The organism is Ramlibacter sp. GS1-15 (assembly GCF_057785015.1).
This window is the reverse complement of record NZ_JBYNTU010000001.1, coordinates 238,222-255,705: the sequence shown is the minus strand read 5'-3', so window position 1 is coordinate 255,705 and position 17,484 is coordinate 238,222. Positions and strand designations below refer to the sequence as shown.

Annotated in this window: 19 protein-coding genes and 1 pseudogene; 6 read left to right on the top strand and 14 right to left on the bottom strand. The window is 68.6% G+C overall.

Annotated features, from left to right (window positions below):
- Positions 1 to 8: 8 nt before the first annotated feature.
- Genes AC3EF3_RS01285 through AC3EF3_RS01260 form a run of 6 tightly spaced genes read right to left on the bottom strand, consistent with a single transcriptional unit; the run spans position 9 to position 7,867 of the window.
- Complete coding sequence (locus AC3EF3_RS01285) at positions 9 to 1,997, bottom strand: acetyl/propionyl/methylcrotonyl-CoA carboxylase subunit alpha (protein WP_488530346.1); 1,989 nt, start codon at positions 1,995 to 1,997, stop codon at positions 9 to 11.
- Between the two features lie 5 nt (positions 1,998 to 2,002).
- Positions 2,003 to 2,638: a DUF4126 domain-containing protein gene (locus tag AC3EF3_RS01280; protein WP_488530345.1), complete on the bottom strand. Its 636-nt coding sequence runs from the start codon at positions 2,636 to 2,638 to the stop codon at positions 2,003 to 2,005.
- 4 nt (positions 2,639 to 2,642) lie between these two features.
- Entirely contained in the window at positions 2,643 to 3,428 is a 786-nt protein-coding gene (locus AC3EF3_RS01275; RefSeq protein ID WP_488530344.1) for an enoyl-CoA hydratase/isomerase family protein, read from the bottom strand.
- Between the two features lie 15 nt (positions 3,429 to 3,443).
- Positions 3,444 to 4,580: an acyl-CoA dehydrogenase family protein gene (locus AC3EF3_RS01270; protein ID WP_488530343.1), complete on the bottom strand. Its 1,137-nt coding sequence runs from the start codon at positions 4,578 to 4,580 to the stop codon at positions 3,444 to 3,446.
- A 3-nt stretch (positions 4,581 to 4,583) separates the two neighbouring features.
- A complete protein-coding gene (locus AC3EF3_RS01265; RefSeq protein WP_488530342.1) occupies positions 4,584 to 6,188 on the bottom strand; it encodes a carboxyl transferase domain-containing protein in 1,605 nt (534 codons plus the stop codon).
- Positions 6,185 to 7,867 carry an AMP-binding protein gene (locus AC3EF3_RS01260; RefSeq protein ID WP_488530341.1) on the bottom strand — a complete coding sequence of 561 codons (1,683 nt, stop codon included), beginning with the start codon at positions 7,865 to 7,867 and terminating at the stop codon, positions 6,185 to 6,187. Before AC3EF3_RS01260 ends, AC3EF3_RS01265 begins: the two co-directional genes overlap by 4 nt.
- 109 nt (positions 7,868 to 7,976) lie before the next feature.
- Between AC3EF3_RS01260 and AC3EF3_RS01255 the strand changes: the two genes are divergently transcribed.
- Together AC3EF3_RS01255 and AC3EF3_RS01250 are read left to right on the top strand one after the other, a co-directional pair.
- Positions 7,977 to 9,002: an AraC family transcriptional regulator gene (locus AC3EF3_RS01255; RefSeq protein WP_488530340.1), complete on the top strand. Its 1,026-nt coding sequence runs from the start codon at positions 7,977 to 7,979 to the stop codon at positions 9,000 to 9,002.
- 110 nt (positions 9,003 to 9,112) lie between these two features.
- Positions 9,113 to 9,418 carry a hypothetical protein gene (locus tag AC3EF3_RS01250; RefSeq protein WP_488530339.1) on the top strand — a complete coding sequence of 102 codons (306 nt, stop codon included), beginning with the start codon at positions 9,113 to 9,115 and terminating at the stop codon, positions 9,416 to 9,418.
- On the opposite strand, the gene AC3EF3_RS01245 is transcribed toward AC3EF3_RS01250, so the two are convergent.
- Positions 9,419 to 10,039, bottom strand: a complete 621-nt coding sequence (locus AC3EF3_RS01245; RefSeq protein WP_488530338.1) for a glutathione S-transferase family protein — start codon at positions 10,037 to 10,039, stop codon at positions 9,419 to 9,421. It lies immediately after the preceding gene.
- A 159-nt stretch (positions 10,040 to 10,198) separates the two neighbouring features.
- On the opposite strand from AC3EF3_RS01245, the gene AC3EF3_RS01240 reads away from it, so the two are divergent.
- Positions 10,199 to 11,374, top strand: a complete 1,176-nt coding sequence (locus tag AC3EF3_RS01240; protein WP_488530337.1) for a hypothetical protein — start codon at positions 10,199 to 10,201, stop codon at positions 11,372 to 11,374.
- 18 nt (positions 11,375 to 11,392) lie between these two features.
- Here the strand turns inward: AC3EF3_RS01240 and AC3EF3_RS01235 are convergent, their stop codons facing one another.
- From AC3EF3_RS01235 to AC3EF3_RS01220, 4 genes are all read right to left on the bottom strand, one after another.
- On the bottom strand, positions 11,393 to 11,818 hold the full coding sequence (locus AC3EF3_RS01235) for a hypothetical protein (protein ID WP_488530336.1): 426 nt from the start codon (positions 11,816 to 11,818) through the stop codon (positions 11,393 to 11,395).
- Positions 11,815 to 12,402, bottom strand: a complete 588-nt coding sequence (locus AC3EF3_RS01230) for a hypothetical protein (protein WP_488530335.1) — start codon at positions 12,400 to 12,402, stop codon at positions 11,815 to 11,817. The genes AC3EF3_RS01235 and AC3EF3_RS01230 overlap by 4 nt, the downstream gene beginning before the upstream one ends.
- 145 nt (positions 12,403 to 12,547) lie before the next feature.
- On the bottom strand, positions 12,548 to 12,817 hold the full coding sequence (gene infA, locus AC3EF3_RS01225) for a translation initiation factor IF-1 (RefSeq protein ID WP_488530334.1): 270 nt from the start codon (positions 12,815 to 12,817) through the stop codon (positions 12,548 to 12,550).
- A gap of 41 nt (positions 12,818 to 12,858) precedes the next feature.
- Entirely contained in the window at positions 12,859 to 13,815 is a 957-nt protein-coding gene (locus tag AC3EF3_RS01220) for an aldo/keto reductase (RefSeq protein WP_488530333.1), read from the bottom strand.
- 122 nt (positions 13,816 to 13,937) lie between these two features.
- On the opposite strand from AC3EF3_RS01220, the gene AC3EF3_RS01215 reads away from it, so the two are divergent.
- Both AC3EF3_RS01215 and AC3EF3_RS01210 read left to right on the top strand, forming a co-directional pair.
- Entirely contained in the window at positions 13,938 to 14,168 is a 231-nt protein-coding gene (locus AC3EF3_RS01215; RefSeq protein WP_488530332.1) for a hypothetical protein, read from the top strand.
- Between the two features lie 75 nt (positions 14,169 to 14,243).
- Positions 14,244 to 14,465 (top strand): hypothetical protein, encoded by a 222-nt coding sequence (locus tag AC3EF3_RS01210; RefSeq protein WP_488530331.1) that lies wholly within the window; start codon positions 14,244 to 14,246, stop codon positions 14,463 to 14,465.
- A 4-nt stretch (positions 14,466 to 14,469) separates the two neighbouring features.
- Here the strand turns inward: AC3EF3_RS01210 and epsE are convergent, their stop codons facing one another.
- From epsE to AC3EF3_RS01195, 3 genes are all read right to left on the bottom strand, one after another.
- Positions 14,470 to 15,282: a polysaccharide export protein EpsE gene (epsE, locus tag AC3EF3_RS01205; RefSeq protein WP_488530330.1), complete on the bottom strand. Its 813-nt coding sequence runs from the start codon at positions 15,280 to 15,282 to the stop codon at positions 14,470 to 14,472.
- A 74-nt stretch (positions 15,283 to 15,356) separates the two neighbouring features.
- A complete protein-coding gene (locus AC3EF3_RS01200; protein ID WP_488530329.1) occupies positions 15,357 to 15,548 on the bottom strand; it encodes a hypothetical protein in 192 nt (63 codons plus the stop codon).
- Positions 15,549 to 15,665: 117 nt separating this feature from the next.
- Complete coding sequence (locus AC3EF3_RS01195; RefSeq protein WP_488530328.1) at positions 15,666 to 17,228, bottom strand: acyl-CoA synthetase; 1,563 nt, start codon at positions 17,226 to 17,228, stop codon at positions 15,666 to 15,668.
- A gap of 114 nt (positions 17,229 to 17,342) precedes the next feature.
- Here AC3EF3_RS01195 and AC3EF3_RS01190 point away from each other — a divergent pair.
- Positions 17,343 to 17,483: pseudogene (locus tag AC3EF3_RS01190) on the top strand (carbohydrate ABC transporter permease); the annotation flags it as partial.
- Between the last annotated feature and the right edge of the window lies 1 nt (position 17,484).

Genomic DNA, 17,484 nt, shown 5'->3' with positions numbered 1-17,484 from the left:
GCGTCGCCCTACAGCGTCAGCTTCAGCAACTCCGCCCCTTCCGCCACCTGGTCGCCCGGCGCGTAGAGCAGCTCCTGCACCGTGCCGTCGGCGGGCGCGGCGATGGTGTGCTCCATCTTCATCGCTTCCATCACCGCCAGCGGCTGGCCCTTGCTCACCTTGTCGCCGGCCTTGACGGCGAACGACACGACCTTGCCCGGCATCGGCGCGGTGAGGCGGCCGCCCTCGACGGCGCCCTCGCCCGCATGCGCGAGCAGGTCGAGCGAGACGATGGACGCGGCGCCGCGGTCGGTGAAGATATGGTCGGTCTCGCCGCTGGCGTACACCGCGCAGGTGAAGCGCTCGCCGGCGAAATGCACGTCCAGCCTGTCGGCGAGGCGGGAGAACGCCAGCGCGCCGGAGACGTTGCCCACCGTGAGCGCCAGCGCACCGTCGTGCAGGTAGGTCAGCGTCGCGGCCGCGTGCGTGCCGGCGAAATCGAATTCGAAGCGGCGCGTCGCGACGCCGTGCGAGCGCCAGCCGTCGCGCCGGCTGAACGGGTCGCGCCCCGCGGCCGCACGCTCCTCGAGCAGCGCCTGCGCGATCGCCGCGGCCGCCGCTTCGTGCAGCGAGACCGGCTGCTGCTTGAACAGCACCGCCGCCTCGCGCGGGATCAGCGCCGTGTCCAGGTCGGCCTGCGCGAACGAGCGGCTCTTCACCACGTGGCGCAGGAACTGCACGTTGGTCGCGACGCCCACGATGTGGGTCTGCGCCAGCGCCTCGTCCAGCCGCGCCAGTGCCTGCTCGCGCGTGTCGCCGTGCACGATCAGCTTGGCGATCATGGAGTCGTAGAAGGGCGAGATCGCATCGCCCTCGCCGAAGCCGGTATCCAGGCGCACATCACCGCGAGTGAACGCCACGTGCTGCGGCCAGCGCGCGACCTCGAGCCGGCCGGTTGCGGGCAGGAAGTTGTTGTCGGGGTTTTCGGCGCAAATGCGCGCCTCGATCGCGTGACCGCGGATCTTCAGCTCTTCCTGCTTCAACGGCAGCGGCTCGCCCGACGCCACCCGCAGTTGCCATTCGACCAGGTCGAGCCCGGTGATCGCCTCGGTGACGGGATGCTCGACCTGCAGGCGCGTGTTCATCTCCATGAAGAAGAAGGACATCTCCCTGCCCCGTTGCTCGACGATGAATTCCACCGTGCCGGCGCCGACGTAGTTCACCGCGCGTGCCGCGGCCACGGCCGCCTCGCCCATCTGCCGGCGCATCGCCTCGGACATGCCGGGCGCGGGCGCTTCTTCCAGCACTTTCTGGTGGCGGCGCTGCACCGAGCAGTCGCGCTCGAACAGGTACACGTAATTGCCCTGCGTGTCGCCGAACACCTGGATCTCGATGTGGCGCGGGCGCTGCACGTATTTTTCGATCAGCACCGCGTCGTCGCCGAAGCTGTTGATCGCCTCGCGCTTGCACGAGTCGAGCGCGGCCGCGAAGTCCTCGGCCTTGTCCACCGCCCGCATGCCCTTGCCGCCGCCGCCCGCGCTGGCCTTGATCAGCACCGGGTAGCCGATGCGGTCGGCTTCCTTCTTCAGCAGCGGTGCATCCTGGTTCGCGCCGTGGTAGCCGGGCACCAGCGGCACGCCGGCCTTTTCCATCAGCTGCTTCGACTCGGCCTTCAGGCCCATCGCCTGGATCGCCGACGCGGGCGGGCCGATGAACACCAGGCCGGCCTCGGCGCAGGCGCGCGCGAAGTCCTCGTTCTCGGACAGGAAACCGTAGCCGGGATGAACGGCTTGCGCACCGGTCGCTTTCGCCGCGTCGATGATGCGTTCCCAGCGCAGGTAGCTGTCCTTCGGCGCACTGCCGCCGATGTGCACGGCTTCATCGCAGGCGGCGACATGCTTGGCATGCGCGTCGGCGTCCGAGTAGACGGCGACGGTGCGCACACCCAGCTGGCGCGCGGTCGCGGCGACCCGGCAGGCGATCTCGCCGCGGTTGGCGATCAATATTTTCTTGAACATGAGGTCTACCTGGTCTGCGGGTTGTGCCCGGAAAACAATTGCGCCAGCCGCTGCGCGACCAGCTGCAGGAACTTGAACAGCACGACGAGCAGCAGGATCGCCACCGCGATCGAGAGCAGCAGCGCGATCGCGAAGATCGCCGGGTGCGCCGCCGCGAGCCACAGCATGAAGGCGACGAAGCCGTCCTCGAACAGCGACACCGCGATGTTCGAGAACGGCTCGGGCGAGGTGTTCACCGCCGCGCGCGTGGTGAGCTTGGTGAGGTGGCTGGTCGCCGCCAGGCCGCCGCCGAGAATGGCCGCGATCCAGGTCATCGACTCGTTGTCGGCGCCGAGCGCCGCCGCGGCGAGTGCCGCGCCCGCGGGGATGCGGATCACCGTGTGGATCATGTCCCACAACGTGTCGACGTAGGGAATCTTGTCGGCGAAGAACTCGAGGAAGGCCATCGAGCCCGCCGCCATCAGCACCGCCGGATGCTGCAGCACCTTCAGGCCGTGCGGCAGGTCGATGAGGCCGAAGTAGCCGGCCAGCCCCGTGAGCAGCACGACGGCGTAGAGCCGGATGCCGCTGGCCCAGCCGAGCGCCGCCGCCAGCGCCAGCAGCTGCGGCGTGTCGAGGGCGTGGCGCAGGGCTGCGTCCATGGCTTCAGCCCGGGATCAGCCAGTTGGGCTTGCGCTTGCCCAGGAAGGACTGGATGCCTTCGCGGCCCTCGTCGCTCACGCGGATGTCGGCGATGCCGCGCACGGTGCGCTCGACCAGGCCGTGGTCGATCTCCTCGCCCGCGACGTCCTGCACCAGCGCCTTGCACGCCTTCACGGCCGCCGGGCCGGCAACGACGAACGCCTGCGCGATCTCGCTCACCCTGGCGTCGAGCTCCTCGGCCTTGACCACCTCGTGCACGAAACCGATGCGATGCGCCTCCGCCGCGCCAAAACGCTCGGCCGTGAGGAAGTAGCGATGCGCCGCGCGCGGTCCCATCGCGCGGATCACGTACGGGCTGATCGTCGCCGGGATGAGGCCGAGCTTCACCTCGCTCAGGCAGAAGTTCGCGGTATCCACGGCGACGGCGATGTCGCACGCGGCCACCAGCCCCATCCCGCCGGCGTAGGTGTCGCCCTGCACGCGCGCGATGGTGGGCTTCTCGCAGCGGTACAGCACGCGCAGCATCTGCGCCAGCGCGCGGGCATCGGCCAGGTTCTCGTCGTACGTGTACGACGCCATGCGCTTCATCCAGTTCAGGTCGGCGCCGGCGCAGAACGCGGGGCCGTTTCCCGCCAGAACGATGCAGCGCACCTCGGGCCGCTCGGCGTACTGGGCGATGGTCGCCGTCAGTTCCGTGATCACCTCGTCGTTGAAGGCGTTGCGCACCTCGGGACGGTTGAGCGTGACCGTGGCGATGCCGCCTTCGTAATCGAGTTTCAGGTGTTTCATGCTGGCTGGCTTTCTTCAATAGCGTTTGGCCACTTCCTCGAGCATCACCTCGGTCGCGCCGCCGCCGATGGCGAGCACGCGCGCATCGCGCCACAGCCGCTCGATCGCCGTCTCGCGGATGTAGCCCATGCCGCCGTGGAACTGCTGGCAGGCCTGCACGACCTCGTTGACCAGTTCGCCCGTCAGCGCCTTGAGCATCGACACATCCTGCACGATGTCATGGCCCTGTGTCACGCGCCAGGCGCAGTGGTACATGAACTGCCGGGCCGCGCGGGTCCTGGCATCGAGCATGGAGAGGCGCTGGCGGATCACCTGCTGGTTCCACAGCGGCCCGCCGAAGGCTTCGCGCTGGCGCACGTAGTCCAGCGTCAGTTGCAGCGCGCGCTGGCAATGGCCCACGGCCATTGCCGCCAGGGCGATGCGCTCGGTCTGGAAGTTCTTCATCACTGAGTAGAAGCCCTTGCCCTCTTCGCCCAGCAGGTTCCCAGCCGGGATGCGCACGTTGTCGAACACCAGCTCGGCGGTGTCGGACGACAGCCAGCCGCTCTTCTTCAGCGCGCGGCCGACGGAAAAGCCCGGCGTGCCTTTCTCGACGATGAACATCGAGACCTCGCGCTTGCCCGGCCCGGTCTTCGCCGCCACGAAGTACAGGTTCGCGTGCACGCCATTGGTGATGAACATCTTGGTGCCGTTCAGCACCCAGTGGTCACCGTCGCGGGTCGCGCGCGTTCGGATGCCCGCCACATCCGAGCCCGCGCCCGGCTCGGTGATGGCCACGGCGCAGATGCTTTCGCCGGCCGTCACCTGGCGCAGGTACTTGTCCTTCTGCGCCGCGCTGCCCGCGTGGTGCAAATGCGGCCCCGCCATGTCGGTGTGGACCAGCACGGTGATGATGAAACCGGCATAGGTCGACTGCGACAGCGCCTCGGCGAACACGAGATTGGTGAGCGCGTCCGCGCCACCACCGCCGTACTCCGGCTCGTACATCAGCCCGAGCAGGCCCGCGGCACCCATGCGGCGCAGCACCTCGCGCGGCACGAAGCCCTGTTCTTCCCAGGCGTCGGCATGCGGCTCGACCTCGCGCGCGATGAACTTCGCAACCTGGTCGCGCAGCAGCTCGTGCTCGGGAGTGAAGTAGATCGATTCCTGCATGGCCTACATCCGGAACACGCCGAACTTCGGCTCGACTATCGGCGCGTTCATCGCCGCCGACAGGCCCAGCGCCAGCACGCGGCGCGTATCGGCCGGATCGATCACACCATCGTCCCAGAGGCGGGCACTCGAGTAATAGGGATGCGACTGGTAAGTGAACTGGTCGAGCAGCGGCTGCTTGAATTCGGCCTCTTCCTCCGCCGACCACTTCCCGCCGCGGGCCTCGATGCCGTCGCGCTTCACCGTCGCCAGCACGCTGGCCGCCTGTTCGCCGCCCATCACGGAGATGCGCGCGTTCGGCCACATCCACAGGAAGCGCGGCGAGTACGCGCGCCCGCACATGCCGTAGTTGCCCGCGCCGAAGCTGCCGCCGATGATGATCGTGAACTTGGGCACCGTGGCCGTCGCCACCGCCGTCACCATCTTGGCGCCGTGGCGCGCGATGCCTTCGTTCTCGTACTTGCGGCCCACCATGAAGCCGGTGATGTTCTGCAGGAACACCAAGGGCACCTTGCGCTGGCAGCACAGCTCGATGAAGTGCGCGCCCTTCTGCGCGCTCTCGGAGAACAGGATGCCGTTGTTGGCGACGATGCCCACCGGCATGCCTTCGATGTGCGCGAAGCCGCACACCAGCGTCGCGCCGTAGCGCGCCTTGAACTCGTGGAACTCGCTGCCGTCGACGATGCGCGCGATCACCTCGTGCACGTCGTAGGGCTTGCGCGTGTCCTGCGTCACGACTCCGTACAGCTCCTTGGTGTCGTACTTCGGAGCACGCGGCTCGCGCACTTCCACCGGCCACTCCTTGCGCTTGTCCAGCGTCGCCACCGCCTGGCGCGCGAGCGCGAGCGCGTGCATGTCGTTCTGCGCCAGGTGGTCCGCCACGCCCGACAGGCGCGTGTGCACGTCGCCGCCGCCCAGGTCCTCGGCCGTCACCACCTCGCCGGTCGCGGCCTTCACCAGCGGCGGGCCGCCCAGGAAGATGGTGCCCTGGTTCTTGACGATGATGGTCTCGTCGCTCATCGCCGGCACGTAGGCGCCGCCCGCCGTGCACGAGCCCATCACCACGGCGATCTGCGCGATGCCCTGCGCGCTCATGTTCGCCTGGTTGTAGAAGATGCGGCCGAAGTGGTCGCGGTCGGGGAACACCTCGTCCTGGTTCGGCAGGTTCGCGCCGCCCGAGTCCACGAGGTAGATGCACGGCAGGCGGTTCTGCATCGCGATCTCCTGCGCCCGCAGGTGCTTCTTCACCGTCATCGGGTAGTAGGTGCCGCCCTTCACCGTCGCGTCGTTGCAGACGATCATGCAGTCCACGCCCGCCACGCGGCCGATGCCCGTGATCACGCCCGCGCAGGGCGCGTCGCCGTTGTACATGCCGTGCGCGGCCAGCGGCGCGAGTTCGAGAAACGGGGTGCCCGGGTCGAGCAGCATCTGCACGCGGTCGCGCGGCGGCAGCTTGCCGCGCGCGGTGTGCTTGGCCCGCGCCGCCTCGCCGCCGCCGGCGGCCGCCTTCGCGACCTGCGCGGCCAGGTCGTCGACCAGCGCCTGCATGGCCTGCGCGTTGGACTGGAAATCGGCGGAGCGGGGGTTGAGTTGCGTCTCGAGGATCATGCGGTCTTCTCTTCTGTCAGCCCGAGTTCCTGTTTCATCGCGTCGCGGATGCGGAACTTCTGGATCTTGCCGGTCACCGTCATCGGGAACTCGCTCACGAATCGAATGTAGCGCGGCACCTTGTAGTGGGCAATCTTGCCGCGGCAGAACTCGCGGATCTCGTCTTCGGTGAGCTGCTGGCCCGGCCTGGTGATGATCCAGGCGCACAGCTCCTCGCCGTACTTCGTGTCGGGCACGCCCACCACCTGCACGTCCTGCACCTTCGGGTGCCGATAGAGGAACTCCTCCACCTCGCGCGGGTAGATGTTCTCGCCGCCGCGGATCACCATGTCCTTGATGCGGCCGACGATGTTGACGTAGCCCTCGGCGTCCATGGTGGCGAGGTCGCCGGTGTGCATCCAGCCCTCGGCGTCGATCGCCTCGCGTGTCTTCTCCTCGTCGCCCCAGTAGCCCTTCATCACCGAGTAGCCGCGGGTGCACAGCTCGCCGGTCTGCCCGCGTTCGACGGTGGCGCCGGTCTCGGCATCGACGATCTTCACCTCGAGGTGCGGCTGCACCCGGCCCACGGTGGACACGCGCTTTTCCAGCGGCGTGTCGGTGCTGCTCTGGCAGCTCACCGGGCTGGTCTCGGTCATGCCGTAGGCGATGGTCACCTCGCCCATGTGCATGTCGCTCACCACGCGCTTCATCACCTCGATCGGGCAGGGCGAGCCGGCCATGATGCCGGTGCGCAGCGTGGCGAGGTCGAATTCCTTGAAGCGCGTGTGATCGAGTTCGGCGATGAACATCGTGGGCACGCCATGCAGCGCCGTGCAGCGCTCGGCCTGCACCGTCTCCAGCACGGACAGCGCGTCGAACCCGTCGCTCGGGTACACGATGGTCGCCCCATGCGTGAGGCAGGCGAGGTTGCCCAGCACCATGCCGAAGCAGTGGTACAGCGGCACCGGGATGCACAGGCGGTCGGCCGGCGTGAGCTTCATCGCCTCACCGATGAAGAAGCCGTTGTTCAGGATGTTGCGGTGGGTGAGGGTCGCGCCCTTGGGAAAGCCTGTGGTGCCGCTGGTGAACTGGATGTTGATCGCGTCCTGCGGCTCGAGCGTGGCCCCGATCTGCGCGATGCGCGCATCGGCCGGGTCGCCCGTGGCGATGAGGTCGGAAAAGCGCGTCATGCCCGGCTCTTCCGCTCCTTCGCCCGGCGTGTCGATCCAGACGGTGTGGCGCAGCTGCCGCAGCTTCGCCGGCCCCAGCTCGCGCAGCATGCCGAGGTAATCGCTGGTCTTGAAGCGCGCCATGGTCACCAGCGCCTTGCAGCCCACCTTGTTGAGTGCGTACTCGAGCTCAGCCGTGCGGTAGGCCGGGTTGATGTTGACCAGCACCAGCCCGGCCATGGCGGTGGCCAGCTGCATCAACAGCCACTGCGCGTTGTTGTGCGACCAGATGCCGATGCGGTCGCCGGGCTGGAGGCCGAGATTCAAGAGGGCGCTGGCCAGCCGGCGCGATTCGGCCTGCAGCTCGCGGTAGCTGTAGCGAATGCCTTGGTGACGGCTGACGAAGGCGTCCCGGTCGGGCTGGCGCGCGACGACGGCATCGAAGAAGTCCGCGATGGTCCGCTCGATCAGCGGCGGCTGGTCGGCGCCTCGCGCATAGGCGGGCTGCGCGGCCGAAGGGGCGGCGGTCATGGCGGTCTCCTTTCGCGGGCGGGATGCGAATCCAACGAGCATAGGCAGGCCGGGCCGGCCGCGGGGGCCACGGCGGTAGCAAATCGTGCCATGTAGACTTGAGCTTCCGATGCCCGCGCGCCGCCCCACCCCCGCCACCCCGATGGCCTTCGCCCGCGTGATCGCCGCTGCCATGCGGCGCGGCGGCCTCGATCCGGCCGAGGCGCTGAAGCAGGCACAGATCACGCCAGCCAAGCTCGCGCAGGCCGAGGCGCGCATCACCTCGTTGCAGATGGAAGTGCTGTCGGGCGCCGCGATGCAGGCGCTCGACGACGAAGGGCTGGGCGCGTTCGGCCGCAAGCTGCCCTGGGGCAGCTACGGCATGCTGGCGCGCGCTTCGCTCACCTCCCCGAATCTGGGCGTCGCGATCAAGCGCTGGTGCCGCCACCATGCGCTCATTGCGGACGACATCCGACTGGCGTTGCTGCAGCAGGGCGACACGGCAGCCGTCGTGATCGAGGAGCACGCCGACCTTTCACGCCACGGCGCGGCGGCGCGCGAGTTCTGCCTGGTGCACGTGCTGCGCAACATCCACGGCCTGGCGTGCTGGTACGTCGATTCGCGCATCCCGCTGCAGGGCGCACGCTTTCCCTATCCCGCGCCCGCGCATGCCGACGCCTACCGCTTCATGTTCCCCGGCGGGCCGCTGGCGTTCGATGCGGCCGGGGCGGCCATCGCCTTCGATGCGCGCTACCTGCAGTTGCCCCTGCGGCGCGACGAGAAGGCCCTGCGCCAGATGCTCCGGCGCGCGCTGCCGCTCACGGTGCTGCAGTACCGGCGCGACCGGCTGCTGGTCGAGCAGGTGAGGCAGGCGCTCGTCGCGCATTCGGACAGTGCGCACAGCGCGGAGCAACTGGCCAGGCTGCTGCACATCTCGGTGCGCACCTTGCATCGCCAGCTGAAGGAGGAAGGCGCGAGCCTGCAGCAGTTGAAGGACGAGACGCGCCGCGAGCGCGCGAGCGAGCTGCTGTTTCGCACCGACCGGCCGATCAAGCAGGTGGCCTCGGCCGTGGGCTTTCGCAACGAGAAGAGCTTCATCCGCGCATTCCGGCAGTGGACGGGCACCAGTCCCGCTGGGTTTCGCGCGCAGCGATAGGCGCCGGCCGACGACCGCGCATGGGGCCTCCTTCCTACAAGCCGGCACGACCCCCGCCCCGAGCATGGGCCCAAGTGCGAGGCTTGCTTGCACGCCCCTTGGAGTCATCGATGAAGTTCGCTCTTCTTTGCGCCACGGCCGTGCTGGCGGCCGCCCCCGCCTGGGCCGACGAGCTGGTGGCCAGCAACGGCCAGGATTCCGTCCGCCTCAGCGACAAGCCCTGCTCGAGCCCGCGGGTGCTGGAACAGACCACGCCGCCGGTGCGCGAAAAGATGAAGGACGCCAGCGCCGTCGTGGACGGCCAGTCCTTCCGCGCCTGCTGGATCGTCGAAGGCGCTTCGGCGCACCTGCTGTACGAGGACGGGGACCAGGGCCTGATCCCGCTGTCGGACTTCAAGCAGCCGACATCGACCTGATCAGGCGCCTTCCTGCGCCAGGACTTTCTGCACGCGCGCGTCGGCCCGAAGGCGCGCGTGATGTTCGGCGACCCTGGGGAAGCGTGCGATATCGACACCATCGCCTTCCAGCCAGCCGGCGAGCGTGAACAGGTACGGGTCGCAGATGCTGAACTGGTCGCCCAGCACCCACGGGCCGCGCAGCATCTCGCGCTCGATCAGCTCGAAGCAATCCGCCATGTTCTTCGGCACCTTGGCGCGCATGGCCTCGTGCGCGCGTTCGTCGTCGGCCCAGCGCGCGCCGCGGCGCCGGTGCGCATGCGCGACGTGCACCGTCGAACAGATATAGCTGTTGAATTCGTTCACCTTGGCCAGCGCGAACGGATCATCCAGCGGCGCGAGCGTGGCCTGCGGGTGCGCCTGGGCGACGTACAGCAGGATCGCCGGGGTCTCCGTCAGGATGCCGCGATCGGTCACCAGCGCGGGCACACGCCCCTTCGGGTTGATGCGCAGGTAATCGGGCGAGCGTTGTTCCTGCTTGCCGAAATCGAGGCGCACGGCGTCGTAATCCGCGCCTGCCCACTCGAGGGCGATGTGCGACGCGAGCGCGCAGGTACCTGTGGCGTAGTAGAGGGTCAGCATCTGCCCATCATAGGCAAACACCCCTCGATCCGAGAACTAGCTCACGAAATCGCCCGTTGGCGGTAACTCAATCCCAGCCGTCCTTGCAGCCGGTGACGCATGTAAGCCTATGGATGCGGCTCAGAATGCGGGCCCTTTGGCAAGCAGGAGGTACCAAGGTTGAGCCAGAAGAAACGACGAGGGGCGGCGTGGGCCGTCACGGCCACCCTCACGGCCGCACTGGCGGCCTGCGGCGGAGGCGGCTCCGGCGCCCCAACCGCGTCGTCATCGACGGCCTCGAACACATCGGGCACGCCGACGACCCCGGCAGCCGCCGGCGCATCAAGCACCCCCGCGGCTGCCACCTCCGCCGCCGCCACGAGCCCGCAGCTCGCCGACTGCGACATGTTCCCCTCGAGCGCGATCTTCAACACGCGCATCGACGACCCATCGCGCTTTCCTGCCCATGCCAACAGCAGCGCATGGATCTCGCGGGTCGGCAGCGGCACGCCCTTCATGGCGAACTGGGGCACCAGCAGCAACCCGGCCGACGTGAACAACTACTGGGGCGTGCCGATCAACGTGATCGCCTCGGGCGGCACGCAATGGCCGACCGTCGATTTCAGCGGCGGCTATCCCCAAAAGAGCGACTGCGCCACCGCGACCGATGGCAGCGGCATCGTGCAGGACTGCTCGTCCGTTCCCGCAGGCAATCGCCGCTTTCCCTTCCCGTCGGGCACCACGCTCGTCGAGGGCAACGGCGACCATCACGTGCTGGTGGTCGATCGCAGCGCGTGCCGGCTGTGGGAAGCCTACGCGGCGCAGAACATCGGCGGGCAGTGGTTCGCGCAGGCGACCGCCACCTGGGACCTGCGCTCCAACGCGCTGCGCCCCGACGACTGGGCCTCGGCCGACGCCGCTGGGCTGCCGATCACGCCGCTGCTGGCCAAGGCCAGCGAGGCCTCGACCGGCGAGATCCGCCACGCGCTGCGCGTCACCTTCAGCGATGCCGCGCTGGCGCTGCAGCACGTCTGGCCGGCGCGCTTCGCGGCCGGCGGCGACAACCCGGGGGCGATTCCCTTCGGCTCGCTGCTGCGGCTGAAGGCCGGCTTCGTCATCCCGGACAGCTGGTCGCCACAGGCCAAGGCCGTGGCGCTGGCGGCCAAGCGCTATGGCATCTACGTCGCCGACAACGGGCCGGATTTCTACGTGCAAGGCGAGCCGAGCAGCGGCTGGGATGCCTCCGTCGGCCAGCAGCTGCGCGCCATCACGCTGGGCGACATGGAGTTCGTCGATCTGCGCGCGGTCACCTCCGACCCGCGCTTCTCGGCGAATTCGATGCAGGCGAGCTGGTGAGGCGCCCGCCCGGCACGATCACAGGTTGAGCAGCCGCTCGAAGAAGGAGCGGTAGCGGCGCAGCGCCACCCGCAGGTTCTCGGTCGAGGCCTGCTGGTCGCCGCCGGCCGTGGCCTGGGCCTCGATCTCCTCGCGCGTGCGCGAGAAGCCCTGGGCCAGGTCCTTCATCGCCTGGGCCACGAGCTCGTCGGCCTGCTGCACGGCGCGCCGCGGGTCGTCGACGAAGCCCGCCTGGATGTTGGCCCAGTGCATGCGCATGTCGTCGGCCCGCTGGTGGTCGAACAAGGGCGCGAGCTGCTCGCCGGTGCTGCCGGTGGCGGCCATGTCCCGGCCGTCCATCTCGTTGCGCGGCATGGCGGGCACCTCGCGCTGGCGTTGCTGCGTATCGGCGGCGGCCGCCAGGTCGGCGGTCGACAGGCCATGGTCTTCACGTTCGCGGCTCATGACAGGCTCCTCGCTTCGCTGGCTTCCTCGCGGCGCGTGCCACGGGGCGTTTCGGTTTCGAGCAGTTCGGAGAACAACGCGCGGTAGTGGATCAGCGCCTGGCGCTGGGCCTCGGTGTCGGCCTCGCCCCGGCGGTCGCGCAGCGCGATGTCGTGCGCGGCGCGGTAGTGATCGACCACCGTCGGGTAGTGCACCGAGATGTCGGCGGCGCGTCGCTCGAAGTCGCCCATCGGGTAGCCGCGCTTGTGCATCAGGTCGCGCACCAGCGCGTCGGCCTCGGACAACGAGCTTTTTGGATCGTCGACGAAGCGCGCCTGCAGTCCCTTCCAGGACTCGCTGAAACGCGTGGCGTCCTCACGCGACAGCGGCACGATCTCCAGCTTTTCGACACGGCGCTCGCGCTCGGCCAGCTCGCGCTCGGCCTTCGAGCGGCTGCCGAATTTCGAGACGGTGCGTTCGTACTCGGGGCCGAAGTGCTTCTCGAGTACGTGCGAATGATGGCGGCGCCATTGCAGCAGCGCCGCGACGGCCAGCAGCGCGATGAGGATCAGCGCGACGGCCATCAGGTTGCTGTCCATGGTCATGGAGGTCTCCTAACTTGGTTCCGGTCCACCCAAGTTACGACCGGCGGGCATGCGGCGGTGTCGGATGCACGACCGCGCCGAGGCTGCCCGGGAGACGATGCGCGTGTAGGAGGGCCCGCGCGAGCCGCGCCGCGGCCGAAGCTGGTCAGCGCCGCTGGGGAGGGCGGGCCGGCCGCGGCGCGTCGGGGCGCCGCTCCGGCAGGTGCCGGTACATGATGCGGCCCTTGTTCAGGTCGTAGGGCGAGAGCTCCAGCGTGACGTCGTCGCCCGCGATGATGCGGATGTGGTTCTTGCGCATCTTGCCGCCGCTGTAGGCGACGAGTTCGTGCCCGTTTTCGAGCACGACACGGTACCGCGAGTCCGGCAGCACTTCCGCCACCCGCCCGCGCATTTCGATGAGTTCTTCCTTGGCCATGTACCGGCCATTGTAAAGAGCTGCGGCCGCCCCGGCCGGCGTCAGGTTTCTTCGCTGGCCCGGTTCAGAAAATCGAGCGTCCCGGCGTCGAGTTCGAGCTGCGCCGCCCGCACGATTTCCTGCAGCTGCCCCAGGTTGCTGGCGCTGGCGATCGGGGCGGTGACGGCGGGTTGGGCCATCACCCACGCGATCGCGATCCGTGCCGGCGGCGCGCCCGTGCGCTTCGAGGCTTCATCCAGGGCGGCGAGCACCTTCAGGCCGCGCTCGTTCAGGTACTTGCTGACCGTGTTGCCTCCGCGCGCGCTCCGGGCCGCATCCTCGGGCTTGCGGTACTTGCCCGAAAGAAAGCCTGCCGCCAGCGCGTAGAAGCTGAACACGCCCAAGCCTTCCTTCGCGCACAAAGGCCGCAGCTCGCGCTCGAACGCCGCGCGGTCGTACAGGTTGTAGAGCGGCTGCAGGCTTTCGTAGCGCGGCACGCCCAGCCGCCGGCTGGTGTCGAGCGCCTGCGCCAGCCGCGCCGCGCTGTAGTTGGAGGCGCCGATCGCGCGCACCTTGCCGGACTCGACCAGCCGGGCCAAGGCCTCCAGCGTTTCCTCGAGCGGCGTGGCCTCGTCGTCCTTGTGCGCCTGGTACAGGTCGATGCGTTCCAGCCGCAGTCGCCGCAGCGAATCGTCCACGGCCTGCGTGATCCACCTGGCCGACAGGCCGCCGCGTCCTTCGCCCATGTCGAAGCCCACCTTGGTGGCGATCACCACCTTGTCGCGCCGGCCGCCCTGCGCGAGCCACTTGCCGATCACCGTTTCCGATTCGCCGCCCTGGTGGCCGGGCGCCCAGCGCGAATACACGTCGGCCGTGTCGATGAAGTTGAAGCCGGCGTCCACCCAGGCATCGAGGATCGAGAACGACGTGCGCTCGTCGGCCGTCCAGCCGAAGACGTTGCCGCCCAGGCAGATGGGCGAGACGGACAGGCCGCTGCGGCCAAGCTGGCGGTAATTCATGCGGGTCTCCTGTGCGTGCGCATTTTCGGCGAATCATTGCTCATGCGTGGGGACGCCACCGTCATGCCGTTGAGCTTGCGTCCTACGCGTTCACTCGTTATCAGGGAAGTAGCATCCCGCGCATGATCGAAGAGGCACAGCAAGCCTTCGAAGCATGGAAGAGTGCCGATGCGCAAGCGCGCGGCGCCGAGACGCGGGTCGCGCAGGCGTGGAACGGCTACTTCGCAGGCAAGGGCGAGCCACCCTCGCGCGAGCTGGTGGGCGAAGCCTCATCGTTGCGCGCCGCGGCCGACCAGCGGCTCGCGGCCGCGATGCAGGCCCTGGGCATGGGGACCGAGCGGCCGTCGGCCTGAAGCCGGGGCGCGTTCCTACAGCCGGGCGGCGCGAGGCTCCATAGATTGGTGGGTTCGCATCCACAGGAGACACCCATGCCCAATCCGAGGGACAAGATCAAGGCCAGCGGCGACGTCCACCTGCCCGAAATCGAATCGGAAGACCTGCAGAACCAGGGCGCCCATCCCGAAGGCAGCGGCACGCCTGAAGGCCGCCCGCCGCGCGGCGGAAACCACGCCGGCGTGATCAGGGACCGCGAGGCCCCGACCGACGACGGCGACGCGAACGCCCGCGACGCTGGCGGCGAGGCCGGCTAGCCTTTCAGAAGATACTTTCCTTCACGAACAGCACGTCGCCCGCCTGGACGGTGTCGGTGAGCTTCGGTGAAAGCTCCACGACCCGGCCTTCGGGCGTCTTGCGCGTGAGCTGCAGCCGGCTCTGGCTGCCGCGCGGCGTGATGCCGCCGCCGGTGGCGATCGCCTGCATCACCGTCATGCCGGGCTCGACCTTGTAATAGCCGGGCTTTTGCGCCTCGCCGTAGATGTAGTACACCGGCGCCTTCGCGACGTAGATCGTGTCGCCGGGCTGCACGAGGATGTCCTCGCTGCCCCCCTTGCCCGCGAACAGCGCCGACGTATCGACGGACTTGCGGAACGGCTTCCTGTTGCGGATGCCGGTGACGACCACCACGTCGTCGCCCTGCGGCGTGATGCCGCCGGCCGCGGCGACCATGTCGCTCACGCGCACGTTCATCGCCTCGAGCGGGAAACGACCGGGCTTGCTCACCTGCCCCAGCACCGCCACCTGGCTGCCGCGCACCTGCGTGACGTTGATATTGACCTGCGGCGCCTTGAGGATGCGGTTCTTCTTCAGCGCCTGCGCGATGCGCGCCTCGGCATCGGTCACCGTGAGGCCGCCGATGCTGATGCGCCCCACCAGCGGATAGTTGATGACGCCGCTTTCCGACACGCGCGCTTCGAGCGACAGGTCCGGACTCTGGTACACCTGCACCTTGATCGAATCACCGGGCCCCAGCCGGTAGTCCGGCGCCGAGAGCGCCAGCCCCGAGGCGGCGGCGAACACCGCGGCGACGGCGACGCGAATGAACGGGTACTTCATGAGCACTTCTCCCATCAGGTTGAGCGTGCATGATGGTCCGCCTGCGGGCGTGGCTCTGGCAATGGCCCGATGGAACTACCATCCGCGCATCACTTGAGGATGCGCATGCCCCAGGCGACCAGGCCGAGGATGAAGAAGCCGATCGCGATCGCGTAGAGGATGGCCGCCACCAGCGAATAGGGCCGCGGGTCGCTGCTGTGCCGTGCGAACAGCATGCCCGCGAAGGCGGCGACCAGCGCCATCACGAAAGGGACGATCTCGGCGGGGGTGATGTCGTACATGGCTGTGCCTTGGCAATCGCAATGCAGCCATGGTTGCGCGTGCCACATCCAGCGTATGTCGGAGAGCTCCGACTATTCCGGATGCGCAGCGAGGTCTCGGCCCCGAACTGGCCGTGCTCAGGCGAAGTGGGCCGCGAAGCGCTGCCGCAGTTCGCGCTTGAGCAGCTTGCCGCTCGGGTTCTTCGGCAGGGCGTCGACGAACACGACGCCCTTCGGCGCCTTGAAGCCGGCCATGTGCCTGGTGCAATGGTCGATGACGTCCTGCTCGCCCAGGTGCTGGCCGGCCTTGACGACGATCACCGCGCACACGGCCTCGACCCACTTCGGGTGCGGCACGCCGATCACGGCGACCTCGCTCACCGCGGGCAGGCGATAGATCATCTCCTCGACTTCGCGACTGGCGACGTTCTCGCCGCCGGTCTTGATCATGTCCTTCTTGCGGTCCACCACCGTGATGAAGCCTTCCTCGTCGACGGTGGCGAGGTCGCCCGAGTGGAACCAGCCGCCCGCGAAGGCGGCCTTCGTCTTCTCGTCGTCGTGGAAGTAGCCCAGCATCAGGTGCGGGCTGCGGTGCACGAGCTCGCCGACCTCGCCGGGCTTCACGTCGCGCATCTCGTCGTCCACCACGCGCGTTTCCACGTTGAGCACCGCGCGGCCGCACGAGCCCGGCTTGCGCAACTGGTCGTCCGGGCCGAGCATGGTGGCGAGCGGCGCGATCTCGGTCTGGCCATAGAGGTTCCAGAAGCCGACCTCGGGCAGCCGCTGCTTCAGCTCCTTGAGCACTTCGACCGGCATGATCGACGCGCCGTAATAGCCCTTGCGCAGCGACGAGAGGTCGGTCTCGTCGAACAGGGGCGAGCGCAGCAGCGCGATCCACACCGTCGGCGGCGCGAAGAAGCTCGTGATGCGATGCTTCGCGATGAGCGGCAGCAGGTTGTCGGGCGTGGGCCTGGCGGTGACGATGCTGGTCGCGCCCACGTACACGGCGGGCCCGAGGAACACGTCGAGTTGCGCGCAGTGGTAGAGCGGCAGCGCGTGCAGCATCACGTCGCCGGTGGCGATGCTCGCGTCCACCGCGCAACTCGCGTACTGCCAGATCACGGCGTCGTGCGTGAGCATCGCACCCTTCGGCATCGATTCCGTCCCACTGGTGTAGACGATCTGCGCGAGGTCGGTGCTGGCCAGTTGCGGCGTCGCCGGTGGCGCGCCCTCGGTGCGCGCGAGGTCCTCGAACGAGGTCATGCCGGCGACCGGCTGCGACGGGTCTTCGGAGGGCAGCCACACGAACTGCGTTACCGCCGTGTCCATCGCCGCGGCGCTGCGCGCCAACTCGGCCAGGCCCGAATCGGTGGCGAGCATCTGCGCCTGCGCGTGCTTGAGGATGTAGGCGACCTCCTCGGCCTTCAGCATGAAGTTGATCGGCACCAGCACCGCGCCCAGGCGCGCCAGCGCGAAACGCAGCGCCGCGAACGCGTGCGAGTTGCGCGCCAGCACGGCCACGCGGCTGGCATGGCCGATGCCCATGCGCGCCAGGCCCGCCGCCACGCGATCCACCACCGCATCGAACTGGGCGAAGGTCCAGTGCGTGGCGCCGCAGACGAGGCCCGGCTTGTCCGGGTACCGCTTCGCGGTGCGATGCAGGAGGTCGGCGACCGTCTGGCGTCGGATGGCGCTGTCCATGGGTGTTCCTTTCACGCAAAAGTATCCTCCAAGCGGCTGCTCGGGACACTGCGGTCAACACGGTCGATCGCGTGTTCATTGTCCGGCGCCGCGCGCGAGGCTTCGACGCCATCGCTCTTCTCGTCGGTGGATCAAGGCGTAGACTGGTCGGTCGTCACGGCGGCCACGCTGATGACGTCGGCACCGCTGCTGGTGGGCTTCCTGCTCTTCCAGCGGCAGTTCGTCCAGAGTTTCATGCGCGCGGGAATCAAGTGAG